Raw genomic sequence first — 22,648 nt, 5'->3', positions numbered from 1 at the left:
GAAGTTTACACCGAACCAACATATCCTCCACATGTTCAGTGTATGGCTCTCACATCACGCACAAATATTTGCTGGTAAAGATAGCGAAATTAACAGAAAGGATGCTGAACATCCCTACCGACTCTATCATTCGAGAGCGAAAGAATCTCGGTCAGCCTTAGAGATGAGGAGTTATTTCGAGGGGACATCTCTGAACTGCCAGCTTGATTGGATTACTGTTCACTTTCCAAATCGAACTCCGAGAATTTCAAGAAGGGTAAGAAATCTCTGCGCATTTCGAAGGAGGAACATCCTTCGATCGCGTTCTCAACCCACTCTTTCTCCAAGTAATAGATGGTCTCATCTTCGAAGTCGGCCAGTGATACGAGGTCTGAATCGTCGATATTTTCAACCTGTATCCTGTGGCCATCGCTGTCAACGAGAACAGTCCCGTCTTCGAGGACGGTCTCGTCGGCAAACGAGAGGAACTTTTCACCCCGGACGGTCCCCGACAGCCATCGCTTGGGCAGGAAATATGGGGCAGTCATCTCGTCTTCACAGTCCACTTTCCGAAGTGTTACTGCGCAGTCGTTTGCCTGTTCTCGAACTTTGAGTTCGTTACCGTCACAATCGAGGATTGTATTACCAATTTTCATTGGGACTTCCTTCACGAAGCATCTTTCTTCAACTGCTCTCGGCGTTGTTCATCAGTATACCCAGCATCGGAAGGAGAGCCGACGCTGAAACCTGCTTTCGCTGACGATTCCTGAGCCAGGTCTCCCAGTTTGATTACGGACGGGGCGATGACGGCCGAGAGGATCACGTGGTCGCCGCCATGAGGACAACCCCGACAACTGGGCCGATAACGAGGTCCCTGGAGTTCACGAGGTTAGGGGACCTGACCGGTAGCGAGTGTCTGGGAGTTGCCGCCATTAGTCGAAGTCCAGATGACACGGACATCCGATCCTGATGCAACTCCAGTTAGACTCGCTGAATCTCCAGAACTTACCCCACCGCTATCGAAGGTTGGGAACTCTGTTCCCGATGTAGTCCCACCATCCATTTCTGAGGCATTCAGAGTGAGGGTGTCAGCGTTGTCCGAATTGATAGTCGCCCCTCCCTGATGAGTTGCCGTAACGTTATAGCCGGCTGGCACATCGCTTTCTTCGAAATCGAACTGGAAGTTCGCGTTCGGCGAGGTTTCCTGCAGGTTGTTCCCGAGACCGAGCACGAACGTCCCGATGACGGCCGCGAGGATCACGGTAATTGCAACCATGAGGATGACCCCGATGACTGGTGAGACGGCTTGTTCGTCGTGGTACAGCTCTTTCAGATTCATTATAGTAGTTCGAAGCCTCCGGTTGCGTACTCTCCCGCCTTATTTATATGAATTTTGGATAGTAAATTAAGAAGTATTAGGGGGAAATTAATCCAGCGCGATGTCCTCTGAGCGCGGGCGTTTAAAAACGAGATACTTGCTCTTCCCGATGTTTTCCTCAACGGTCTCTACTAACTCCCACCCTTCATCACCCAGCTGGTTGAGTGCTGATTCAGGGTCATTCGACAGGACCTCGACGCCAGCGTACGATTCAGACGGATTGACTGTTTTATAGTCCCATTTTTGGACCATATCTAATTTCTATCTCCCCAGTCTAAAAATATTCCCCATCTAGTTAATTATATTATATATTATTTGTGAAGATAGTAGAAAGAAGGGTGTCCGTGGAGTCCAATGTTACCTACCAAAGAAGAACTGAACGAGACCAACGGAGAATCTGTGACCCTGAGGGCGCGGAGATCGCATCAGTGCAGTAATGGCTGAATAAGTGTTGCCGAAGCAAGCATTGGTATTTTACATTGGGAGTGTCTATGAATCTTATGGAAGTTGGGGTCGATCCATATCAGTTAGGGTTGGAATTCGGTGGGGGACTGTTCATCGGAATGTTCGCGGGAATCGCAGCGAAAAAGCTAATCGAACTTGTCGCGGTAATCATCGGAATTGTGGTTGCGCTCTTCAAATTTCTCGAATCTCGAGAGGTGATCGCAGTAGATTGGGAACAGCTCACAGCGGGAATTCTGGAGCTGGGTGGTCCTTCAAGTGGCTCGCCGACTTGGGTGATGACGATTCTCTCAACGCTAAGCATTAGTGCAGGGTTCGTTGGGGGATTCTTTATCGGGTTCAGAATAACATAGCAGTTTCATTACAGAATTCCGAATCGGACTATTCAATAATGACCGCTAGGAAGGCCCTCGGATTATAAAAATCACTATCCTGTGGAAAGAGAGGGTTCCCTAGAGTGAGTAGACACATATCGAATAGAAATAACGAGTATCGCCCCAACAAACACGAGCCCTCCGGCAACACCAAAGGCGATCATGTATCCTTTACTCGCTAACCAACCTCCGAGGACGCTTCCAACACCTCCTGCGAGTGCTGAAAGCGCGGTATAGATCCCAAGTACCTGGCCACGAGTTCCGGCAGGAGCAAGACGTGTAACGATCGTCGCTGTTGTCACTGCGATGATCGCCCATGACAAGCCGATGATGACGAAGATGATCGCGCTCACAAGTAGCCCAGTGAATGATGCAGCAAGGGCAGTACCAACAAGCGCGACCGCTGGAAGCGCTATTGCTCGCAGCAGCAATCCTCCTGTTTGCAGAAGGTTAATGTCGTACCTGCTCACGAGGTTTCCAGCTGTCACGTAGAATGCTGCGGAGCCGAGACTCGATACAAGATAGAGAACAAATATCTCGCCAGAACCATACCCGACACCGCTAAGGTAAATCGGAAGTGGCGCAAAGAAGGCGCTAAATCCAGAAAAAAAGAGAATCACGGCAACAAAATAGAGTGAGAGCCTCTGCGTTAACCGATCGAGTAATTGCGCTGGCTGGAATGATCGGGTGGTCCAGTAGAACCGACCGCGCATGAAGGGGAACGTTGCACCACGAACCGTCAGTTGACGAACGTTCGTTAAATGGCGGGCTACTCGACGGGTGTTTGGACGGTTTGCGCTGATTTTCGACTCAGCCGGAAGTAAGCGAGCGGACGCCAGAGTCGCGGCACCACCACACACCGCGCACACTCCAAAGAACGTCCGTTGTGCAAGTACGGGGGATACCAATCGAGGCAAAAGGGTGGTCCATGTAACTCCAAGGATGAGGCCCCCTGACCACCCCCACCCTTGATACTTGTTGAGTAGGGCGAACCGCGACTGCCATTCGGCTTCGGGGACGTCGATTGTCACGAGTAAGTTGAGGACCGGTGCGGCTGCTGCCGCCGCAAACCAAACAAGCGCGTTGAGGCCAATAATGAGCAAAATCGAAGAGAGAAACGGAATGAGAATAAGAGCCACAGTCACCGTTGTGAGACTTGTGAGTACAAACACACGGCGTTTCCCGGTCCTGTCAGCGATGTTGCCGAGAACAAGCGCCCCTGGTGCGCTGATAAATGCTGCAGAAGCCGCTAATATTCCGAGCATGAACGGGTTAGCACCGAGCTCAACGATATAGAGTGGAACGAGTAACGATGCGCCACCTAGTGCAACTGATCCTAATCCCCATGCAGCTAACCATCGCTCAGCCATGCCATATATTCAGAGATTAGAAGATAAAAATCAACTGGCAAAGATTATGCTCATTAGGAAGGTAGTGGCTAGAATAGCAGAAATCCGTCTAGGACTAACGACCAGAGCTCTCCGTTCTAATGCCGAATAACTCCCCTAAGGTGCTTGTCAGATTTGCGAATTGGATCAGTATACCGACGCAGGGGGCCTGTTCTAGGAGAGGAGCCGAAGGCACCGCGATAAACCAAGGTAAGCAGTAGTCGAACGGCCCACCTACAAGTGGTTCCGCCAATAAGCCCTAGATGTCCTCTCATGGCCGCCCTTAAACGTCGATATTCGACGGGTCTGACGTTCCTCAATTCTCGTCTCGACGGTGGGATTCCAAGCGGCAAGTTGCTAACACTGACAGCACCTGCAGGTTCTCAGAGTGAACTTCTCCTTTACCATCTTGCCACATCCCAGCCGATGCTGTACATCTCAACAACCAATCCTGCGGAGGCTGAACTTCGGGCAGCGATCGAGGGAACAGCGATTCAGAGCCCCTTTGACCTTGACTTCATGCATGCCACGCCACGCGAGTTATTGGAGAACTCCGATCAGTACCTAGAGCGGATACGCCCGGAATCGTTCGTGGTTATCGACTCAGTCGATGGCCTCGAACGAACAGGGTACGACCAGTTTCTCTCGTTCGTAAACGGGTTGAAAAACCATCTTCGCGAGACGGATAGTGTCGGGGTTTTTCATGCGCTCGACACGGAACCGATGCCCGAGAGCCGGCGACTCACGTTGAAGCGAACTGATTACGTCTGGCGGCTTGAACAGCTCGTCAACTCTCGAGAGATCAACAACCGGCTTCTCGTCACGAAAGCGCGCGGGGGACGAGCGCTCACAGAACCCATCCCGCTCGTCATTAGCGATCATGTCCGCGTCGATACAAGCCGTCGGATCGCGTAACGAACGAACGCTATTCTAGGGCCTCTCAAAACCACTCTCCTGTATCATTGAATACGTCTTCGACGTACTGATTCCCGTGAGACCAGCCCTTGAGAGACTGCTGATCGAACAAGCTCGTCACCCCAATTCGAAGTAGAAGCCAATATAGCAGAAGTGGCGATGGCGAAAGCTCGCCGACCGCTGGAGTAAACTAAATACTCTCGACTGTCGCAATTCAAGACCCATAGGGCCTTTGAAACCTCCGTCGACATGGTCGCTTTTGCGAAGTAAGTTCGTCGTTCACCGGTGCATGAAGTTTCCATCAGGTTTATGACCTCGCAATAAATCCCTAAATTACAGATGATTCAGGGTTGTCTATCTACTTCCAATCCATTCAGGAATCTCACAGTGATATCTCGATAAAAGCCAGGAGAATGGGAGAGGGGCCTTTGCAGTGACGTAGGTACGCTAGACCGCTCTTCCTCATCTCGAGAATTCCTCGGGTATTCCTGTTCTTCTCCGCGAGGCGGTAGTCAGTGACGGGGGGTCGTCGATGAATGGGCTTGCGAGCCATCGTGCGACGCTATGTCGGTTATGGTGGGATTTATTTCACTTAAAAAAATTTAGGTTAAATGTTTCTAGATGATAAAATTAGCTAGCGAAGCTAGAAAGAAACTAAATGCAGTCCGCCCGATGTTGGAATTATGCGTGAAATGCGCAGCAGCAGGCGATCGCTCATGAAAGCCGCCGGATGCGCAACGTCACTCCCGGTTCTAGGAGCTGGTGTCTGGGGTGGGACGACCGAGGCAACCAAAGGAGAGACTACCCTGGACCAGGAGAGTTCGATCCAGCAAAATCAGGATGGTAGTCGGGTCGCTGCGAGAGAGGAAGGATTCAGTAATGTCATTGATATTTCTGAGGCCGGTGCAGACAACACTGGAGAAGAGTCCATCAATCCGGTACTCGAGGAGGCTCTCGCCGATGACACCCTCGTCAAATTCCCGCCGGGGTCGTACCTTCTGACCGACACGATTCGGTTCGCCGGCTTCTCCAATTTTGGCCTTATCGGAGAGGATGCGACAATCAAGATTGGTCCACACAGGGGGTTCAGTACCGATATCGCGTTCAAACTCGGCGTGCCGTATGCGCCAGGCAACGGCCTCCTCGTCGAGTCACTGACATTCGACCAGACCGAACCCGGTCGTGGCGTAAAGGCGATTCAATCGACGATGAACGATGGCCTCCGTGTACGCGATATCCTCGTCCGTGGAGTACACGATACGGCCGCAGAATCTGGCGGGACGTTCAATATCATCGACCCAGACGGGCGCGGCGTAATCGATCGATTCGCATTCCCTGACGGCGTCCGCCCGATGCGAACGGATGATGGCTCGCGAGTCGTCCCGGGGCGGTCCGGAATTACGACTAACCGCAATCACGTGGGGACGCTCTGGTATCGCGACTGCATCATTCGATCCTGCCACGACAATGGTCTCTACGTCACCGGCGGCGGCGGGACCGTTGTCGTTCAGGGCGGTCATTACCGAAACAACAACGTCTCGAACATTAGGATCGGCGGTGCTAACAGCACGATCAAGGACGTCAAGGTCGTCGTCGATCACAATGATGTTGACCACCTAAACCAGCGTGGCATCCGTCTGGACGCCGGCGCGAACGTCATGGTCAACAACGCCGACATCCAGCTGAATCGGCCAAACGGTGACGCCATCTCGGTTCTCAATGGGATTGAGTCGGCCACCATCACCGACACACAAATCTTCATGGGCGATCGGCCCAGCCGCGGAATCAACGTGAGTAAGAACACTGGTCCGGTCCGAATCGTCGATACGGAGATCACCAGCACCGGTGCTGACGAAGGAGGGAATGCCATCGCGTTGCAAGGGGGGGCGTCTGGAAACGCGGCCAGCGTCATCGTCGAGAACACAAAAGTAACAGGCAACGCTTCCGGCGCGACTGGTGGTCGTGAAGCAATCCTGGCGAGCCGTGACAACGTCACGTTCCGGGAAGTGACAGTCGAACAACCGGGGACGAACCTTCGTCAAGGAATCAACGTTGGTGGGGACAACTGCAACATTGTCAACAGCACCGTTCGCGCCCGCCATTACCCGCTGGTCATCCGGGGTGAAAACACCCTTGTCCAGGGGTCCCAGCTTCGATCCCTCGGCGGATACGAGGCGATTAGATTCTACGATGGCTCGACCGGGCGGGTCTTCGACAATATCCTCCAGAACGGGATCAACAACTCCGATACAGCCTCAGTAACCACTCGGGGGAACGAGTACCTCTAAGAGCGCGGCCACGAGAAGTGGTCACACCGAGACGCACATTTGTGTGACAGTCGACTCCATTAACGGAGGTTAGCAACAACATACCGGACTGATTCAACCTCCAGTCGAGCTTTCTGATCGTGGGTCGTTGATGATACGAAGGGACAGCAGATGGTGAGTGACATGGGTACACGACGAGTTCTACCCTACCAATTCTGTTTTGTCCAGTTGAGGAGGACCCAATCTGCCGCCAGGTGGGTTTCTGAGTATAATAATTCGAGCCAAAGATACTTATTCGTTGGGATAATATGAGGGATGAATAAAACAATGGAATATCAGTTCAAGTGTGGGTGTGGCGAGGAGGTCTCTGACTTTACTCGTGGGGGAGATATCGAGATCAGCACGAACGCGATCTGCGAGCACTGCGGCACGGTTTATGCCCTGACGATCACCACGCTTCGGACTAAGTACGACTGAGTGTGCCCACGTGCGTCGAGGTTAGCTCCGAATCCGACGGATGCACTCGCCGATGAACGTGTTGAGGTTACGGGCAGTTTCCGGTGCCAAGGATACGACCGTCCCCTTATCGGTCCCTGTGGGGAAGTGAAGAATGATTGCCTCGTCGAAAATCCGAACCGTCGCATGCATGTCGCCGAACGGGAATGAGCGCTCTTCTTTCGATGTTGCCTCGGGACGAAGGCGTTTCAATATCCGATCGATCTGGCTCAATAATCGTTCCTCTCGAATATCGTCCCGTAGATAGAGAATGTCGATTTCGGATCCGTCATATTGGACGGTTCCGCGGTGGTATTCCCGTGCCTTGTGTTGCAAAAACCGGACTAAGTCGATTGGGTCCATACATCCGCACTTGAATTGGAAGTTGTTAGTTTCCCCTGAAAGAGGAGATTCAGCCGGAGATGAACGGACACGCTCTAACTATTCCTGACTCAGCCCCACTCATCGTGCATACTGCTTCTTGGAGCCGGCAAAGCCCCTGTACTGTACGAAGTATTCTGCATCTGTACCGAGCAATTGGTTCACTCCGGATGGTGGATCGATGAATGTCTGGGGATAAGGGGAACACCGAGCACAGAGTCGCATGGAGGCTCAGTTCCGACCATCATTGTCAGTACTATCGGCAAGTGAATAATCGAATTCCGCTCAGACTCTCCGAGCGTCCATATTCGATCGAATAGCTCATATTCGAAACGAGGGGAAAAAACGGAATCAACGTGAGGTCGTCGTCATTTTGGAGACATAGTCGCATATACTGCTCCTGTGGAGTTCGAGATGAGCATCCCCTTCGAAAACCGGAGGCGAATAGCTCTCCATCGTCTCAATGCTTGCCATGAGGACGTCGGGGGTGGTCGCGTGTGAGAGACGGCCACCACGTCAGATGACCTCGACGTGTCGATTTTCCGACGCCCATCTGTTTCCCCCTTTGCCACAGGTGCCCCACGCGGCGATGAGCGGCTCGGAAAGGCCGACGAGACGTACTGTCGACATTGGGCCGCCTGAGCACACGGGACACCACGTGCGCCCGAAAATTCGTAGATACCTGGTTATATTAAATATATTGGCACCTATACTGATATTAATCGAGGGACAGTGAAATACCGTCTTGGAAATTCCAAGCCGCAGTCAGGACGAACTCGGTTCTTGATTTTGGAAGGGAGCGTGTTCACCCTTCAATCTGGGAACGCTAGATTAGCATAACGGAGTCGTATGCCTGGTCGTTCTCGAATACTGCAATTCCACACCCCATTTTCCCGACAGTCAACTGAGACCCGGAATTCCTCAGAGTGGCGCCACCATGAACATCGTCGACTCGGGTGCAGACTTGATGGAGTCGACCACCAGATAGTCGAGCTCGACCGACTGGGTGAGCGCCGACGCGCTCCCCGCGAACTTCACGGCGATGCGCGTCCCGGTCGCATCGTCCGTGGCCTCGACGATCTCTGCGCCGGCGGCCTCGAGGTCATCAATGTGTTCCTGGCTCATTGCCGATATATTCGGCGGGACATGACATGAACGTTAGCCCTGCGTGCGCGGTGGAAGATGCAGATTCGCCGAAACTGGAACAGAAACCACCGGGAACCTATTCATGGAGGTATTCACTTGCAAATCACACGAAGCGATACAAGATTATAAAAATAGTACGGCACTATGTCCTACCCTGAGTGCGAAGAGGAAAATCCTGGTCTTCGATATTGTGACTTCAGTGGACGAGGAGTACGACTGAATCAAGTATAGCTTAGTCGTAGGGTTTGCTACGGGTACTTATAGTCCGTCCAAATTAGAGTTGTACAGCGACGTTTGCGATCTTGGTCACTTTCTACTTCTTCAAGATGGTGGACCAGTTTGACAGCGAGTCCCTGGTTGCGTGTCCACTGGAATCCAAAGCACGGGGCGTGATGAAGGCAATTGCCGAGACTGATGTGGCTATCATCTCTGGAGTCGGCTTGGACGAGTACTGGGGGTTCATGGTCCGAAGTGACGACCGGCATGGGGCGCCGAGTTTCAACAGTACTACCGCGACTATAACATTCCCATCCAAATGATTGTGCTCCACACGCTGACCTCATAAACGAACGATACTGTGTACGGCCGCAATCGCATCGTACCACACACTCGGTCGCCTCGGTTTTCCTGCTCCGTCGCTCTCAAACTCGATCCGATCCAGTTCGGCAATCTGCTCGAGGTTCCAGTGCACCTGCTGGGTGTCGCTGTCGACACGCTCGATGAATTCAGCCGGCGTGTTCAACTCCGTCTTACTGGAATGTGCCGCTCCGAAGTGGTGTAAGGAATGCGATTCGATTAGTGGTCTGTAACTGCGGCTAAGAACGTCTCCAGTCCGGCGTGACCGTGGTACCGGACTGACCCATTCTGATGGTATTACTCTACTGCGTCGACTGATTCCAAGCGTGGCAGTGTTGAATGGTGCAACTGTCGGTTATCTGGTCCAAGTCCTCGTTGTCCCCGGTGCTGAGCTCGCTCGCAAGGACGTCAACGGTTGCGACATCCGCCGATGTGTCCTGGAAGTAAAAGAGCACGGCACGACAGTGCTGGTCAGCCAATACAGTTAGGAGTTCATCTAACTCGGAAGCCCGAGTGGAGTATTTGTGTTCCATAATTGTAGTTCGCCTCGTCCAGTACCCGTGCAGACACTCTGGGAACGGACTGTTTTGATTTGGAAGCCCGAAGATTCGCTGTACTGGACTTCTTGGCGGAAACGTAGTGGCTCCCGGACGATCGCCGAGTGCAACAGCGAGGAACCTCGTGGCTCTGAGGGGTCCTGTGGGTACAGCTCCGACGAGGTCCGGCGAAAACGTGGCGACAACAGAATCTGGGGCACTAAGCACACAGATTTTCGGTGAGTTGGCCTGCCTACTCCTCAGCGGGACGTGCAAAGAAAAGGGAATTGTAGGGGACGTATCCTACTTTCTCCACGACAGAACCAGTGTTGCGGTGAAGAAACACTCCGTTTTCTCCCTCCTCTACTTTTGCTATGTCTTCAATCTGCGAGTTGTTCGTTAGGATGACTTCCATCTTACCCATGTTTGTTTCGTAGTTGTCTATATTGTATACTTATTTCCCTGTTCTGAGCGAAAGGATAGCGAGGACGTCTTCAAGGCGGTCCGCCACGACATAGCCGACCTCCAGGACGAGTTCGATCACCGGGAGCTCAACGATGAGAAGTGACCTCCTCGGCGAGTCAGTCCCCGACCTCGAGCAGGGCGTGACGCTTCTCACGACGCCAAAGTATCGCTCGGGGGGACTGCAGCAGCTCATTGTCTCCCACCTCGTCGACGGACAGACGCGCCAGGCGTGGTGGGTCGACAGCGCGAACGCCTTCTCGACTATCTTGATGTACGAGTTCGCGCCGGGCGAGCACGTCCTCTAGCACCTCCAAATTTCGCGAGCGTTCACCGGCTACCAGCAGCACTCGCTGATTCGAGAGGTCCTCGAGCGGGCGTCACCGCGGGCGGAGTTGATAGTCGCCTCGAACATCGCGTTCCACTACCGCGATACGGAGGTCCCGGGGTTCATCGACAAGCGCCTCCTGGAGCTCTCGACCGCGCTGCTCGCCCAGCTGGCGGAGGCGTGTTCGGTGCCCGTGCTGGTGACGGCCTGTTCCGCTGCAGAGGACGGGTACACGGAGATCGTAAGGGAGTACGCCGATTGGGAGTTGCACGCTGCGGAGACGTCGCAGGGGATCAGCTACTCGGGTGAGGACTTCACGACCGAGGTGTACTGGGGCGACGGCTACATGCAGACGACGATCCCTTACTGGGTCCGGCTCCTGGGCGTACTGGGGGAGGAAGAACAGGTATTCGAGTCGCCTGGGCAGTATGCCGAGGTGGGGCTGGACGTCTGGGGGTAAGTTTCTCAATGACCGTTTTTGTTATGTCAGGTGACGGTATCCACTATCAACGTGGGCTGACTAACTGACTGTCGGACCCGCAGATGCCGGCCTTTCTCTCCCTTGGGGCCGGCATTCTTGTATCGACGCTCGGTATTCGATCGAAATCTGATTATGCGAGAGAGCGTCAGACACTCCGGAAAAGTGGTGTGTCATTGCAGCCTCTTTGTTTGTAGGAGTAGAGTGGAAACAGTGTGGGGGCGCGGGATGTCTCGCACCCGGCGATCAGCTGGGGCTTGAGTCGCCCCGGCGGGTCGCTGACAACCAGACTGACAGCGTAGTCCGTGGCAATAGCAACGACAAGGCCACAATAATGACTAGAATTGAAGTCAGAATGGTTCAGATATTTTAATTAAAAATCGCAGTAATAATTATCCGAACCGGATTCTAAGCGGGGAGCGACGTGGTACCAAGGCCAAGATCCGGTGGCGATCCCGACAAGCTTGGCCGGTGCACAGCCTGTGGGAAAGTGTATCCACTTCAGCGAACGGAAAACGGTGGACTGAGACCAATCGGGACGTCTGGCGCCTGTTCCTGCGGAAACACAGTGTTTGAACCAGTTTCATAATCGAATCTCAATTTAGCAGCCACTCCCATCTCAAGTAACTCCCTTTCAGCCGATATTTTTGCCTTGAAACCCAATTGCAAGGGCACAACTCCTTCATAATTTAAGCGAGTTTTTTTTTTGCTGCTCCAGTTGCACGACCCGACCGATGAGAGAAGAGGATGCCAGCAGTGCCAAAGTTGCAGTTCCACCAGTGAGTGAACGTGTTCTTGAGGCTGTCGCGGAAGAAGAAGGGGAGCAGTTAGTCGAGAGTGATGAGCGGTTAAACGATGTCGTGGATCCCGACGCGCTCAACAAACTTCTCACTGATGCGCGAGCGGACCTCACGGTTGAGTTCTCATTTCTCGACTATCAGATACTCGCTCGCGGTGATGGAGACGTCATCGTATCGGCGTAATTGGGAGTTTTTGGTAGATACGATGAGGACGTCGGGGATGGTCTGGAGTGATGACCATCTCGATTGCTGAGCCCGAGATGCTGAGTGCCCGACGTCACTCACGTTCCCCAGCTTTCCCTTCAGTGTCCCACGCGGCCGCTGGCGGGCCCACTATGGCAATACGTGGGAGTGTCGCTGATCTGGTCCGCAGTGAGCACACGGGACACCAAGTGTGCCCAATTGTTCGCCCCAGACCTATCGTAATAAATCCTCAGCCCATATTTGAGTCTATTCTCAGAAGAATGCTATTTTCCGATAGAATAACAGCGATACCTGCTCCGAATTTGGAACGGGCTGAACAGCTTGGAGAGACGGCGCAGGCAGCACGATCTCCCTAATCACTTAGACAGTCACCTTTTGCCCCCGTGAACAAAATCAATGCCAATGACAATTAGTCAGTTGAACTAAATGGGCATGAATATTTTATTCATCGAAGATAATCTCACAGATGTCGAGTATATCAAAGAAGCGTTCAACAACGTGGAAGCTACGACATTGATTCACTCCGTCGCAACCCGACGGGAAGCACTTGAGCTACTCTCTGGAGAGGACGACGGTATATCCATTACCTCACCTGATTTGCTCCTCCTGGACCTCACCCTGCCAGAGGACAATGGGTTCACTGTACTGGAATCAGTGAGAGAGAAACCAGAACACACTGGCCTTCCAGTGATTATTCTCACGAACTCCGATGACGAAGAAGATATTCTCAGGAGCTACGAACTACACGCGAATGCCTTTCTTCGAAAACCCAGCGACCCGAGCGAATACGAAGCATTAGCGGAGCAGATCGTCAAATTCTGGGTGAATCATAACCACACTCCCCCTGAGTAGCTCCCAAACCAAACCCGTAGTGAATCCTCGTCTGTACGTAGTTATCCGGCCCAACTTCTACCGACCGTCGCTGAGAAATCAGTCTTCAGAAACGTCGGTGATGGTGTCGACATGGCCGCTGGCATCGAGGATAGTGGAGGATTGGTCCCGGACTGCAGCATCAATTGCTTTGGCTTCGTTGTGAACGCTATCCGCGTTCTCGGCGGTTTGGTCGACCATCATGGAGATCTCCTCGGCGCTAGCCGCCTGCTGGTCGGTTGCGGTGGCAACCTGCGTCACGCCGACGTCGAGCTCTTCGACCGAGTCGGAAATCTCCTCGAGGTGGCCCATTGCAGTATCCACCTCGCTGAGTCCCTCCTGCAGCTTCGAATCGCTCTCGTCGAGGGCATCGACGGCATGAGCAGTGTTCGTTTTGATCGTGTCCAGGGTCGATTCGACCTCACTAGCCCGCGTTCTGGATTCCTCGGCGAGTTTCTTGACCTCCTGTGCGACTACAGAGAACCCGGCGCCAGCCTGCCCTGCGCGGGCTGCCTCGATAGAGGCATTGAGTGCGAGGAGATTGGTCTTATCCGCGATTTCATTCATTACGTCAAGGATCACGTCGATCTCGTCGACACCATCGTCGATCTTCCGCACACGCTCCGACACAGTGCCAGACGCCTCGCTGACCGCTTCCATTGTGCTAATAACGCTGCGCGCTGACTCATGCCCCTCGCCCGCGAGGTCGCTTACCTGCCGACTCTCAGCGGCGACTTCTTCGGCTGAGGAGGCGACCTCTTCGACAGCGGCACTCATGTTTGTGATTTCTCGACGAACCTCACCCATTCCTTCGTTTTGATCCTGACTTAAATCGACGATCGTGTCCGTCCGGCTCGCGATTTCCTCGGACGATCCCTGGAGTTCCGCGAGGGCGTCCGTCACGTCGCGTCCGGCATCATCTAGACCTTCTCGATGAATCGAATCCGTCACACGATGGCCGTTTGCTGTTGGCTGCGAAGTCATTACGCAGCACGACAGCGTTACGACCCATAGAGATTCGTCCCAAGGTTCGATTTCTGATAACTGGGCTCGGCCACTCTGTGGGCAGTCACCCAGTAGTTTCGATGGTAGCGTCAGTGTGCTCACGAAGGTACGACGCGATATCGGGATGGTTGCCGAGCAATCGGTTGATGTACCGTCGCCATTTTGCCATTCGATTCTTCCCAATGACGATGATCTCGGCACCCCGCTGTTCGGCTTCTTCTCGAATCACTTCCTCGACGAGGAAGCCACGTCGGATGATTACGTTCACAGGTTGGTCACCGACGATGGGCGCGATTGCTCGCTGGATGTCCTGGGCTGTGGAATGCTTGTCGTACTGAACGAGATCGACGTGTAGAACAAGTAGCTGTCCGTCGTCGTGTTCCTCGGAAACATGACTTGCGTGTTCTAAGGTACGGGTGCTCTCTGCCGTCAGCGGATAGCGGATAGGTGTGAGGATTAATGGCGTGTCCGTCGTTCCGTTCATATCAGTCATCGCTGCCTCGGACAGAAAGGATTTTACTTCGATATCATAGCCAGCCTAAGAGATTATATGCTTAGAAGGAGCGATTGACCGTATGTCTTCGTCCGAGCTTCTAGAGTTTCTGGAAGAAACAGCTGGGAAGTACCATCGCGGAACCGTCCGATACGACGGCGCGAACACGGACGTGCTCTATCTGCGGGACGATCTCCGTGAGGAGCTCATGCTGAGCCAGATTGACCAGATGCTGACTCGGCTTCGTCCTGAGGCCTCCTCCAAGGAAGAACGATCATTTCCCTTTGGGGATCTCCATACAACGGTTCGTGCGTTTGACGAGGCAATCATTCTTCATTTCCCAATAGGTCACGACCGTGGTGTCGTTGTCTCGTTAGCGTCTGAGACCGCCCAAAACCTCAACACATTCATCGGCGAGTGTACGCGGCGAATCCAAGGGTAAGCGCGAGGCTACAATCGTTTGGTCTCTGGAGGTGGCCTTGTCGCACCTATTCTAGTCAAATAGTTTGGGATGCGGATATACAGATAGATGACCAAGGATTGCGTGTACGAAGTGCATCGGTGACCTTCCTCTGGATGGCCCACGAGCGTTAGACAGAGCTCTGTCACCGTTCCTCTCACGAAACATACTCTGAAATCCATGCGAGTTTCTATCACTGGGTAACGCTGAGTTACTCGTGGGTTCTACTATGCCCAGAGATGACGATGTGGTCGAGGACACGTACACCTCCGAACAAACTCGGACGCTCTGTGGAGCTATCATCGAAGCTATTGCACAGTACAGGGGTATGGACCCCCACACTGTCGACTTTGCATTGTACGAGTATATTGAACCCGACGCACTCACGAGGCTCCTCCAGCACGACACCAGTCAGAATGCCCTCATCCAGTTCACCGCTGACGATACTCAGATAACACTTTATGGTGATGACCAAGTCGAGATCCGCGTCAATAGTATCCCCGACGAACCGTACTCCTTTCTGGAGTGATTGAACAAGGCTGCATCGTCGGAATGAGTTGTGTTCACTTCAGTTTCATCAGGTTTTACGCCGGTCATAATCCCTGCGTTTACTTCGGACGTTACGGGCCTCGGTCTGGGCGTTCGATAATCTTCGCCACTGAGATGACGGCGTTGAACTTGGGAGCAGGTCCAGTGAGTTCGACCGTTCGCTCTTCAGGGTTGTACTGGACGAATGTTGCGGTGGACGCTTTCGGCAAATCCACGTGAAGAAGCTCAAGTTCGATTCGGTTGAACGTGTCCTCTGGGATAGATACTGTTCCAGGGTCGGCCTGCCACTCGGCAACCTGTGCTGCCAGTTCATCTACGGAGACGGGCCCATCGTGTTGGTCGAGGTAATACAGCGCGTACCGTCGCCGTTCTTCGCTTAGAAGGTCGAATAGCCTGTCCAACGATGTCACTTTCTACTATATATCCGTGGGCAATGAAAACGATTGTGCCGGAAGAAAGGACATTATTCGACATTTTGCATTTCAATTGTCATTTTTCTGGTTCTGGAACACCGCGGTTCAATAATATTCACGAGTTTCACGTCCCCTTGGCAACCAATACGGCTACGTCAGATTGAATGACACGTACCCGCAACCTCAATACACTCATCAGCGAGTGTACACGCCGGATTCACGAGTAGGGATGTAACGGAAACGCCCACTTTCGTTCAAGAGAGTGGTGACGACTTCTTGGAGCTCAGGATGAATGGGCCGGTCGAGGACAGTGCTCCTGATCTTGATCGGACCACGAGATAACCAAGCACCTCTCCGTTGTTTTCTCACTCTATTTCGTCATCGCTAGTTCAATCGCCGCCGGAATCCTAGGTGAGGTTCCGTTCATGATGATCCTGACCGTTACTGTTCAGCGGAGAGGACGTGAGCAGGGGGTTCTGATTGTTGGGTTTCGGAGCGAGGGAGCGTGAAGTAGAATGTAGCTCCCTCACCTGGATCGGACTCGACCCAGATCTCCCCACCGTGGCGCTCAACGATTCGCTCACACAGGGCTAGACCAATTCCCGCGGCTTCCGTCTCTGAGGGATTCTCGGCAGCATGGAGCTGCTTGAACACGGTGAAGGTTCGGTCATGGTATTTCGGATCAATGCCGATGCCTTCGTCGGCGACCGAGAATCTCCAGGTGTCCGCGAGACGGTCAACAGTCACGTGCACCTGCGGAGGCTCATCTCCACTGTATTTGAGGGCATTCAAAAGGAGATTCCGAAATACCTGCGCAAGTTGAGCTGGGTCAGCGGTTACCGTCGGCAGTTCGTCAGTAGTGACAGTTGCTTCAGTCTCCTCAATTCGCAGGGCGAGGTCGTTGAGCACATCTTCGAGAACGTCCTCTGCGTCGGTTGGTTCCAGTGGTTCTCCATCAGTAGTGACACGCGAGTATTCCAACAGGCTCTGGATCATCGCCCGCATCCGGTCAGCTCCATCGGTCGCGAAGTCGATGAACTCCTCAGCATCCCTATCAAGCTCATCCCGGTAGCGAGACTTTAGGAGTTCAAGGTAACTTGAGACCATCCGAAGGGGCTCTTGGAGATCATGGGAAGCCGCATACGCGAACTGTTCGAGGCGATCGTTCGATGCTTCGAGGTGCTCGATAGTTTTCTTCAGTTCCTTTTGTGCTTGTTCGGCTTCGTATGCTCTTGAGAGTGCCCGAGCTTCGTTGAGGCCAATCGCAAACCCGGCGACACTACCGAGCGCCGTCCCGGCCATGGGAGTAAACACCGGGCGATTGAGGCCAGTACTGATCGCCAACACCCCCACAACGCCGAGCATCATGCCGATTCCCGCAAAACACCGAGACACAATCTGTGGATACACGTTAGGATGGAGGTCTAGGTCAGGCAGTCGATATCCACCGTACAAGAGAACGATACCGGGGAGAATGATCAGCAGATCGGTCGCTACAACGTGTATCAGTGGGCTCCCCTGCTTCCACAGGATGACCCGGCTGGCCGCCATCACAAGTTCGAGGGCACCAAGTCCTGCGATGATTCGCGCTTCGCCGACTGCGGACACGAAGCTCTTCCAGCCATCCATTACTGTGAATCGGGGTAGCAAGTCACATCAGTCTAGCGTTTAGAGCGGTGTCGGACGCTCATCTCCCGAAGCTTATCGCGTTGGATGCCCCGTAGCCAACGCACTGGTCCAGCTACGTCGATACGACACCGGGCAGCCCCGGGACGACGAAGGGGTCGAACAGCGGCTCAGGGCACTTGGATATAGAGAATAATTTGGCAGCGCCGTCCTCATCGATGCGAGGGTATTGTGAAATCCTATCAGTTGTTCAATACCCCTGAGATAGAGGAATCATCGATAGTTCGTCGGAGCAGGGACACTTTATGAGAGGCGATTTCTTCGAAGAATTGGAGGTGTACTTCTCCGCAGTTTCGTGCACCCCCTTCCTGAAAGACAGGAGTGCACCAGTTCTACAGATATACACATCCAATCTACTTGCCGTCATTCGGCGTTTTCTGTAGGTGTATGATTCGCACTTCCCAGTCAGGAATATCGGGAACATCGTGACGGAGGTCGATCCCAATATCATTGAAGTCTACACCGTTTTCGTGTGCCCTCTGCAGCACCATGTTCAGTGACTCTTCCAGTTCCACTCTCGTCCTGGGCCTAGTCTCGTTTTCGGCTGGTGGTCCTGATTGCTTGTCAGGATCTGAGTCAGTCATCGTAGATGGGTGGCGGAGTGAACTTGAACCGTCCTGTGCGCCGTACACGGCTATGATTGCTAAACGACCGTAGAGTCATTGAATAGTTGAAGTAGTACTTGTGTTCCCGAGAGTGATACACAGTATGGAACTTCCTAATTTCTTGTTTCCGAAAGGAGGTATCTACTGAGCAATGGTTGTTTTTGCTGTAGCAAATCCATTCGAAAGGATACTCTCGATACGCTTGCTCGACTGACCGGGAGTTTACGCGAAGTGTTATCCGAACTAATGTCTACCTTGGCTGGCCACAGGGGTTCTCGACGAAGGAATCAACAGTGTTTCGCGATGTTCTATGGAAGCCTCCAGCCCTGGATTTAGTTATACAAGATGGCCGAACGGCGAGGGAGTCGCCCAGAGATCCGCTGACGGTGAAGATATAACGGTAGTTCGATCGTTGTAGTCGCGATTTTGTTCGTGCTCATGACCGTGGATTATCGTGGAGGGGTCGCTATAGAACGTATCTTCCGCTGAACAAGCAAGGCCTAGCGTTAGAGGTCTCGTGGCTGCACTGTCTTCCGCTCATTGGCCTCAGCCCGGCGTGCAGCATCCTCGAGAAGTTCAGCGACCTCCTCATTGAGTCCATCGTAGAAGTCTGCAGCGACATTGTTTCCTTCGAGATGCTCCTTTACGGCCGATTTAACGACAAGGTCTGACATGCAGCTACGGGTTCAGAACTCGAAATAATAAACCTTTATGAGATGAATTTAGACGATAGTTCTAGGTAGTCTCCTCCGGAACCATTGGTGCAGAGGTGCTCCGAGAGATCTGGTAGCGCCGATTCCTCGTCGTAGCGTGCACAGGGAAGTGGTAGAAGAATGAACAGGGGCGTTGGCCAAGCGGCACAGTTTTCTTAAGAATAAGGTTAATCGTATGATTTGCCCTACTCCGAGTCCGAATACTGGCGAAGTGCAATGACTGGATCGGGGGAATCTCCTCGTTATATAGCTGCGTTCGCGAAATCAACGACGTCACGGAGCGGAAGTTCGATAGAGACTGTCGGCTCTATTGCGCCCCGGACTACGTCAGTAAATGCATCGTGGACCTCCATGAGGTGGTCAGAAAGATGGTCCATTGAGTCGAACGAGGCGCCACAGCGGTTACAGTCGATGCTCATGTGCAGTCGGTATTGATCTCAATAATCATATAAGATTAACCGGCTCAATTGAGATCTCCAGCGCAGGATAAGATTCGGCGGGCGTGCTGAATACAAGGCGCGTATCGGTTATCTAGGCGTCCCAACCTTCAGACTGAATTCAGCGATAATTGGTGCGTGGTCACTGCAGTCAAACCCCTGCTGATCGTAGAAACATGAAGATGGATTCAACTATACGGATCGCATGAGTTGACAGAAGCGTTTCTCTTAAATATTCTACGTGTATCTACCAGCAGTAGTAAACGAATCTCGAGTGTGCGTCCGCATCTAACGCAATGGACGACTTCCTGACGGCCAACTGCCGTCTGTTCCCGTGGTTTCCCACGTGGTTCGCATACACCGTTCACACCCTATAGCAAGCGAACCACGACAATGGCAAAACAGCAACCAACACTCACGAACAAGAGAGACCAACTACGGACCCTATTCGCCAACCACCACTACCGACCGATCCTGCCCTCCCTCCGGGGTTCGTCTGCGGAAGCCGCAGCAGGTAGCGACCCTGCGACCGACATTCGGACCGACTCCGGACCTCACGCCACACCCACCGTCTCGGATGGACAGAGAACCGAAACAGGTGGAGGCGACTCCACTGACACGCGGCGAACGGAGGCTCTCCCGCACGATATCATCTTCGGCATACTGCAGAACCAGCGTCGTCGGCTGGTTCTCGCTGCGGTCGAAGAACAAAACGGCTCAACGACACTGGGCGATCTCGCTGAACACATCGCAGGCATCGAGAACGACAAGCCATCGGCAGCCCTCAACGCGCAGGAACGGAAGCGCGTCTACATCGGTCTCTACCAATGTCATCTCCCAAAAATGGCTGACGCAGACGCGATTCAGTTCGACCAACATCGGGGAACCATCGAACGCGGCCCCAAGGCGGAACAGTTCCACGAGTACCTCGACCGGGACTCCGCGTCGACGGACGCCTGGCAGTGGTACTACAGTCTGCTCGCTGGATCGAGTTTGTTCGGATTCTGCCTCGCAACCGTACTATTTACGAGCGTGAGTGGAATCCTGTACGGTCTCCTCACGCTACTGTTGCTCGTGCTCGCAGCCGCTCCCGTGGCTCTAAGAATGAAGGCCACCGCCAGCGAGATAACTTTCTGAACCAAGCCGATCAGGAACCGAATTCCGTTGCGCTTTAACTCAACTCGGCAGCGGATACCCCCGAGCAGTACCGTTCCTCGATGCTAATAGATACGCAGGTTCTTCTTAGCAGCTGATTCAGCATTCACTCGACAAAAAATCACCGGTGCGATGCTGAAAACACCCTCTGTAATCAGCATGCCATACCTATCAAGTTCTGAGGGTTTCAACAGAGACGACTAACCGACTGGATTCGGACCACCGTCTGCCCTATGGACCCAAGAAGTGGCCAACCCTACTAAGAGTAGACCAACCTGTCCCGTCAGGCGTCGTCGTTCGCATCAGCGAGCCCCCAGCGGCTTGCCCGCGGGTTCGCGAGGCCAGCGGCGACCAGGCTCCCCGTTGTACTCGAAGCGCGTGGCGCGCACGGCCTGCTGGACCTCCTCGGCGGTGTCGACCCGGGGGGAGAAATATTCCTGAGTTGTTATGAATAAGTCTCAGAGTGACTCGAATCCAGTTCGCTATTATTCTCACCGATTCGATGACCTGCAAGGGTCGTAGTCAGCAAGACTTTTACTCGGTCCCTCCCCCCCCGGCGGGCTTGGTTTTCAGGACTCGCTGAAGGACAGTTCGAATTCCGAGTATAATCCCCTGACAGAGTACCCAGAGGGTCGGTTTCGGATCTTCGATGGAGACAAACGTTTGGTTTGCCCGAAGACACGCCCAGAGGAAATGGAGCACCGCTGTCGGATTGCCGTGCTGAAGCTGCTCGTTGAGCCACTTAATATCGCCATACAGTAGCCGGTGGTGGAGACTCGCCGTCTGGGAATAATCTGGCGGCTCAACGTCTAATTCAGTGAGCAGCCGGTAGTGTTGCCATGGAATATCGACGCCGCTCCGGATTGCGAACGGAAGGGAACCCCAGTACCGACCGTTAACTTCGATCAGATAGGGCTCACCGTCAGGAGGCTGCATGAACTCAACCATCGCCGGGCCGGTCCAGTCCAAGGCGCTGATAATTTCCCGGGCAGATGCTAACATTCGCGGATCACGTATTCCCCGGAGCAGCGTCGAGGACCCGCCTGACGACGGATAAGTCCGGATTCGCTCCTCTTGAAAATGAGTGAGAATCTCCCCCTCCTCGGCAAGTACAACCGTCGTCGTGGTCGTTCCGGCGATGTACTCCTGGATGAGGGGGTAGTGCGCCTGCTCTTCAAGAACGGGATACACCTCCAACAACTTGTGGTATGTCGCCACGAGCTCGTCTGCGGATTCTACGTAATGGGTATCGTCAACTCGGGTGTAATGACACTTCCCAGATTCGTCCCTGACCGTCTTGCTCCGAGGCTTAACAATCGCCGGATACGGGATCTCGGGAGCGATTTCTGAGATCTCTGCGACGGACGAAGGGTCGCACGTTTCTGGAGCAGGGACGTTCAGCGATTCCGCAAGCGAAAAGAGCTGGCCCTTATCATACGCTCGGTCGAAAGTCTCCCAGTCTTCAACTGCGACGATCGTCCCGGTCTCCTCGATGTCCGACTTGTGTCTCGAGAGTACTGCTGTGGTAGCATCACGAACCGGGACTACGATGGAGTGGTCGGTCGTCTCCAAGTAGTCAACGAGATGGCTGACGAATCGTACAGAAGATGCGGTCGGATCAGGATACAAGTAGGCACTGGTGCTCTGCTGAGAAAGTCGTCCCAGCGAGAACCGAACACAACTCCCGGCTGTGACCGGTACTCCGTGTCGGCCGAGAGACCTGATGATGGAAAGACTGGCCTGTCCGTTCGCGTCAAGAACAAGAACGCTACTGGGAACACTGCACATGGTAGGCAAGACAACAGCCCGGTCCACGGTTTGTTATCATGTCCAATCGATGTCTTTGGGAGGGCCTATAACGATAACTTATGATGGATGTAGACGGAGTCTCGGAACCTGCGACAGGGAACCCCCCCAACCAAGGTACCTCTGTTCTCGGTAGAGGAACGAGGGCGATCCTCGGAGGATCTGGCTAAGGGGTAGTCACGTATACTACTTCACTGAACATCGCGGTTGCAGAATGTGGTCGTAACGTGTCCAGCGTCTGTCTGGATGTTATCGACGAAACGCTCACTCTCGTCTCAGACGAGCGA

General features: G+C 53.5%; 26 protein-coding genes and 1 pseudogene. 11 read left to right on the top strand and 16 right to left on the bottom strand.

Translation table 11 applies throughout. The features are described 5' to 3' along the window. Window positions 1-212: 212 nt before the first annotated feature. From HUG10_RS19795 to HUG10_RS19785, 3 genes are all read right to left on the bottom strand, one after another. Window positions 213-650 (bottom strand): hypothetical protein, encoded by a 438-nt coding sequence (locus HUG10_RS19795; protein WP_179171430.1) that lies wholly within the window; start codon window positions 648-650, stop codon window positions 213-215. Between the two features lie 218 nt (window positions 651-868). Beyond that, on the bottom strand, window positions 869-1,318 hold the full coding sequence (locus tag HUG10_RS19790; protein WP_179171429.1) for a type IV pilin: 450 nt from the start codon (window positions 1,316-1,318) through the stop codon (window positions 869-871). 87 nt (window positions 1,319-1,405) lie between these two features. Next, window positions 1,406-1,609, bottom strand: coding sequence for a DUF4177 domain-containing protein (locus HUG10_RS19785; protein WP_179171428.1), 204 nt, complete (start codon window positions 1,607-1,609; stop codon window positions 1,406-1,408). 239 nt (window positions 1,610-1,848) lie between these two features. On the opposite strand from HUG10_RS19785, the gene HUG10_RS19780 reads away from it, so the two are divergent. Then, window positions 1,849-2,172 (top strand): FUN14 domain-containing protein, encoded by a 324-nt coding sequence (locus HUG10_RS19780; RefSeq protein WP_179171427.1) that lies wholly within the window; start codon window positions 1,849-1,851, stop codon window positions 2,170-2,172. A 74-nt stretch (window positions 2,173-2,246) separates the two neighbouring features. On the opposite strand, the gene HUG10_RS19775 is transcribed toward HUG10_RS19780, so the two are convergent. After that, the gene (locus HUG10_RS19775) at window positions 2,247-3,563 is read right to left on the bottom strand and encodes an MFS transporter (protein WP_179171426.1); all 1,317 of its coding nucleotides are present in this window, start codon (window positions 3,561-3,563) and stop codon (window positions 2,247-2,249) included. A gap of 291 nt (window positions 3,564-3,854) precedes the next feature. Here HUG10_RS19775 and HUG10_RS19770 point away from each other — a divergent pair, with 291 nt between their 5' ends. The 3 genes from HUG10_RS19770 to HUG10_RS19760 all read left to right on the top strand — a co-directional run bounded on the left by HUG10_RS19770 (window position 3,855) and on the right by HUG10_RS19760 (window position 7,240). Further along, window positions 3,855-4,496 carry an RAD55 family ATPase gene (locus tag HUG10_RS19770; protein ID WP_179171425.1) on the top strand — a complete coding sequence of 214 codons (642 nt, stop codon included), beginning with the start codon at window positions 3,855-3,857 and terminating at the stop codon, window positions 4,494-4,496. Between the two features lie 716 nt (window positions 4,497-5,212). Beyond that, a complete protein-coding gene (locus tag HUG10_RS19765) occupies window positions 5,213-6,784 on the top strand; it encodes a hypothetical protein (protein ID WP_179171424.1) in 1,572 nt (523 codons plus the stop codon). A 306-nt stretch (window positions 6,785-7,090) separates the two neighbouring features. Further along, window positions 7,091-7,240: a hypothetical protein gene (locus tag HUG10_RS19760; protein WP_179171423.1), complete on the top strand. Its 150-nt coding sequence runs from the start codon at window positions 7,091-7,093 to the stop codon at window positions 7,238-7,240. 21 nt (window positions 7,241-7,261) lie between these two features. Here the strand turns inward: HUG10_RS19760 and HUG10_RS19755 are convergent, their stop codons facing one another. The 3 genes from HUG10_RS19755 to HUG10_RS19745 all read right to left on the bottom strand — a co-directional run bounded on the left by HUG10_RS19755 (window position 7,262) and on the right by HUG10_RS19745 (window position 10,321). After that, window positions 7,262-7,621 (bottom strand): hypothetical protein, encoded by a 360-nt coding sequence (locus HUG10_RS19755; protein ID WP_179171422.1) that lies wholly within the window; start codon window positions 7,619-7,621, stop codon window positions 7,262-7,264. 939 nt (window positions 7,622-8,560) lie between these two features. After that, window positions 8,561-8,764 (bottom strand): hypothetical protein, encoded by a 204-nt coding sequence (locus tag HUG10_RS19750; protein WP_179171421.1) that lies wholly within the window; start codon window positions 8,762-8,764, stop codon window positions 8,561-8,563. A 1,386-nt stretch (window positions 8,765-10,150) separates the two neighbouring features. Then, a complete protein-coding gene (locus HUG10_RS19745) occupies window positions 10,151-10,321 on the bottom strand; it encodes a hypothetical protein (protein ID WP_179171420.1) in 171 nt (56 codons plus the stop codon). 133 nt (window positions 10,322-10,454) lie between these two features. Here HUG10_RS19745 and HUG10_RS19740 point away from each other — a divergent pair, with 133 nt between their 5' ends. From HUG10_RS19740 to HUG10_RS19725, 4 genes are all read left to right on the top strand, one after another. Beyond that, window positions 10,455-10,667 carry a hypothetical protein gene (locus HUG10_RS19740; protein ID WP_179171419.1) on the top strand — a complete coding sequence of 71 codons (213 nt, stop codon included), beginning with the start codon at window positions 10,455-10,457 and terminating at the stop codon, window positions 10,665-10,667. An 87-nt stretch (window positions 10,668-10,754) separates the two neighbouring features. Beyond that, window positions 10,755-11,147 carry a hypothetical protein gene (locus HUG10_RS19735; RefSeq protein ID WP_179171418.1) on the top strand — a complete coding sequence of 131 codons (393 nt, stop codon included), beginning with the start codon at window positions 10,755-10,757 and terminating at the stop codon, window positions 11,145-11,147. A gap of 752 nt (window positions 11,148-11,899) precedes the next feature. Then, window positions 11,900-12,148, top strand: coding sequence for a HalOD1 output domain-containing protein (locus HUG10_RS19730; RefSeq protein ID WP_179171417.1), 249 nt, complete (start codon window positions 11,900-11,902; stop codon window positions 12,146-12,148). A gap of 447 nt (window positions 12,149-12,595) precedes the next feature. Then, a complete protein-coding gene (locus tag HUG10_RS19725; protein WP_179171416.1) occupies window positions 12,596-13,021 on the top strand; it encodes a response regulator in 426 nt (141 codons plus the stop codon). 78 nt (window positions 13,022-13,099) lie between these two features. On the opposite strand, the gene HUG10_RS19720 is transcribed toward HUG10_RS19725, so the two are convergent. Together HUG10_RS19720 and HUG10_RS19715 are read right to left on the bottom strand one after the other, a co-directional pair. After that, complete coding sequence (locus tag HUG10_RS19720; protein ID WP_179171415.1) at window positions 13,100-14,023, bottom strand: methyl-accepting chemotaxis protein; 924 nt, start codon at window positions 14,021-14,023, stop codon at window positions 13,100-13,102. An 85-nt stretch (window positions 14,024-14,108) separates the two neighbouring features. Continuing rightward, on the bottom strand, window positions 14,109-14,528 hold the full coding sequence (locus HUG10_RS19715; protein WP_179171414.1) for a universal stress protein: 420 nt from the start codon (window positions 14,526-14,528) through the stop codon (window positions 14,109-14,111). 91 nt (window positions 14,529-14,619) lie between these two features. On the opposite strand from HUG10_RS19715, the gene HUG10_RS19710 reads away from it, so the two are divergent. Continuing rightward, on the top strand, window positions 14,620-14,979 hold the full coding sequence (locus tag HUG10_RS19710) for a hypothetical protein (RefSeq protein ID WP_179171413.1): 360 nt from the start codon (window positions 14,620-14,622) through the stop codon (window positions 14,977-14,979). A 247-nt stretch (window positions 14,980-15,226) separates the two neighbouring features. Continuing rightward, window positions 15,227-15,526 carry a HalOD1 output domain-containing protein gene (locus HUG10_RS19705; RefSeq protein ID WP_179171412.1) on the top strand — a complete coding sequence of 100 codons (300 nt, stop codon included), beginning with the start codon at window positions 15,227-15,229 and terminating at the stop codon, window positions 15,524-15,526. A gap of 91 nt (window positions 15,527-15,617) precedes the next feature. Here the strand turns inward: HUG10_RS19705 and HUG10_RS19700 are convergent, their stop codons facing one another. The 5 genes from HUG10_RS19700 to HUG10_RS19680 form a co-directional block, all read right to left on the bottom strand. Beyond that, window positions 15,618-15,956, bottom strand: coding sequence for a DUF7344 domain-containing protein (locus tag HUG10_RS19700; protein ID WP_246310503.1), 339 nt, complete (start codon window positions 15,954-15,956; stop codon window positions 15,618-15,620). Between the two features lie 444 nt (window positions 15,957-16,400). Then, complete coding sequence (locus HUG10_RS19695; RefSeq protein ID WP_179171411.1) at window positions 16,401-17,588, bottom strand: sensor histidine kinase; 1,188 nt, start codon at window positions 17,586-17,588, stop codon at window positions 16,401-16,403. Between the two features lie 410 nt (window positions 17,589-17,998). Further along, window positions 17,999-18,229: a hypothetical protein gene (locus HUG10_RS19690; protein ID WP_179171410.1), complete on the bottom strand. Its 231-nt coding sequence runs from the start codon at window positions 18,227-18,229 to the stop codon at window positions 17,999-18,001. A gap of 527 nt (window positions 18,230-18,756) precedes the next feature. After that, window positions 18,757-18,924 carry a DUF1931 domain-containing protein gene (locus HUG10_RS19685; RefSeq protein ID WP_179171409.1) on the bottom strand — a complete coding sequence of 56 codons (168 nt, stop codon included), beginning with the start codon at window positions 18,922-18,924 and terminating at the stop codon, window positions 18,757-18,759. Window positions 18,925-19,205: 281 nt separating this feature from the next. Further along, window positions 19,206-19,382, bottom strand: a complete 177-nt coding sequence (locus HUG10_RS19680) for a hypothetical protein (RefSeq protein ID WP_179171408.1) — start codon at window positions 19,380-19,382, stop codon at window positions 19,206-19,208. A 411-nt stretch (window positions 19,383-19,793) separates the two neighbouring features. Here HUG10_RS19680 and HUG10_RS19675 point away from each other — a divergent pair, with 411 nt between their 5' ends. Further along, on the top strand, window positions 19,794-20,537 hold the full coding sequence (locus HUG10_RS19675; RefSeq protein WP_179171407.1) for a DUF7344 domain-containing protein: 744 nt from the start codon (window positions 19,794-19,796) through the stop codon (window positions 20,535-20,537). 319 nt (window positions 20,538-20,856) lie between these two features. Here HUG10_RS19675 and HUG10_RS21895 read toward each other — a convergent pair. Together HUG10_RS21895 and HUG10_RS19670 are read right to left on the bottom strand one after the other, a co-directional pair. After that, window positions 20,857-20,986, bottom strand: a pseudogene (locus tag HUG10_RS21895) (HpcH/HpaI aldolase family protein); the annotation flags it as partial. Window positions 20,987-21,089: 103 nt separating this feature from the next. Further along, a complete protein-coding gene (locus HUG10_RS19670; protein WP_179171406.1) occupies window positions 21,090-22,127 on the bottom strand; it encodes a carboxylate--amine ligase in 1,038 nt (345 codons plus the stop codon). Window positions 22,128-22,648: the final 521 nt, after the last annotated feature.

The organism is Halorarum halophilum, from assembly GCF_013401515.1.
In the GTDB taxonomy this organism is placed as follows: domain Archaea; phylum Halobacteriota; class Halobacteria; order Halobacteriales; family Haloferacaceae; genus Halorarum; species Halorarum halophilum.
This window is presented reverse-complemented; position numbering and strand designations above follow the sequence as displayed.

Excerpts from the sequence above, each read along its gene's own strand:
- HUG10_RS19790 (WP_179171429.1), bottom strand. The coding sequence starts at position 1,318 with ATGAATCTGAAAGAGCTGTACCACGACGAACAAGCCGTCTCACCAGTC.
- HUG10_RS19785 (WP_179171428.1), bottom strand. The coding sequence starts at position 1,609 with ATGGTCCAAAAATGGGACTATAAAACAGTCAATCCGTCTGAATCGTAC.
- HUG10_RS19780 (WP_179171427.1), top strand. The coding sequence starts at position 1,849 with ATGAATCTTATGGAAGTTGGGGTCGATCCATATCAGTTAGGGTTGGAA.
- HUG10_RS19775 (WP_179171426.1), bottom strand. The coding sequence starts at position 3,563 with ATGGCTGAGCGATGGTTAGCTGCATGGGGATTAGGATCAGTTGCACTA.
- HUG10_RS19770 (WP_179171425.1), top strand. The coding sequence starts at position 3,855 with ATGGCCGCCCTTAAACGTCGATATTCGACGGGTCTGACGTTCCTCAAT.
- HUG10_RS19765 (WP_179171424.1), top strand. The coding sequence starts at position 5,213 with ATGAAAGCCGCCGGATGCGCAACGTCACTCCCGGTTCTAGGAGCTGGT.
- HUG10_RS19760 (WP_179171423.1), top strand. The coding sequence starts at position 7,091 with ATGGAATATCAGTTCAAGTGTGGGTGTGGCGAGGAGGTCTCTGACTTT.
- HUG10_RS19755 (WP_179171422.1), bottom strand. The coding sequence starts at position 7,621 with ATGGACCCAATCGACTTAGTCCGGTTTTTGCAACACAAGGCACGGGAA.
- HUG10_RS19750 (WP_179171421.1), bottom strand. The coding sequence starts at position 8,764 with ATGAGCCAGGAACACATTGATGACCTCGAGGCCGCCGGCGCAGAGATC.
- HUG10_RS19745 (WP_179171420.1), bottom strand. The coding sequence starts at position 10,321 with ATGGGTAAGATGGAAGTCATCCTAACGAACAACTCGCAGATTGAAGAC.
- HUG10_RS19740 (WP_179171419.1), top strand. The coding sequence starts at position 10,455 with ATGAGAAGTGACCTCCTCGGCGAGTCAGTCCCCGACCTCGAGCAGGGC.
- HUG10_RS19730 (WP_179171417.1), top strand. The coding sequence starts at position 11,900 with ATGAGAGAAGAGGATGCCAGCAGTGCCAAAGTTGCAGTTCCACCAGTG.
- HUG10_RS19725 (WP_179171416.1), top strand. The coding sequence starts at position 12,596 with ATGGGCATGAATATTTTATTCATCGAAGATAATCTCACAGATGTCGAG.
- HUG10_RS19720 (WP_179171415.1), bottom strand. The coding sequence starts at position 14,023 with ATGACTTCGCAGCCAACAGCAAACGGCCATCGTGTGACGGATTCGATT.
- HUG10_RS19715 (WP_179171414.1), bottom strand. The coding sequence starts at position 14,528 with ATGAACGGAACGACGGACACGCCATTAATCCTCACACCTATCCGCTAT.
- HUG10_RS19710 (WP_179171413.1), top strand. The coding sequence starts at position 14,620 with ATGTCTTCGTCCGAGCTTCTAGAGTTTCTGGAAGAAACAGCTGGGAAG.
- HUG10_RS19705 (WP_179171412.1), top strand. The coding sequence starts at position 15,227 with ATGCCCAGAGATGACGATGTGGTCGAGGACACGTACACCTCCGAACAA.
- HUG10_RS19695 (WP_179171411.1), bottom strand. The coding sequence starts at position 17,588 with ATGGATGGCTGGAAGAGCTTCGTGTCCGCAGTCGGCGAAGCGCGAATC.
- HUG10_RS19690 (WP_179171410.1), bottom strand. The coding sequence starts at position 18,229 with ATGACTGACTCAGATCCTGACAAGCAATCAGGACCACCAGCCGAAAAC.
- HUG10_RS19685 (WP_179171409.1), bottom strand. The coding sequence starts at position 18,924 with ATGTCAGACCTTGTCGTTAAATCGGCCGTAAAGGAGCATCTCGAAGGA.
- HUG10_RS19680 (WP_179171408.1), bottom strand. The coding sequence starts at position 19,382 with ATGAGCATCGACTGTAACCGCTGTGGCGCCTCGTTCGACTCAATGGAC.
- HUG10_RS19675 (WP_179171407.1), top strand. The coding sequence starts at position 19,794 with ATGGCAAAACAGCAACCAACACTCACGAACAAGAGAGACCAACTACGG.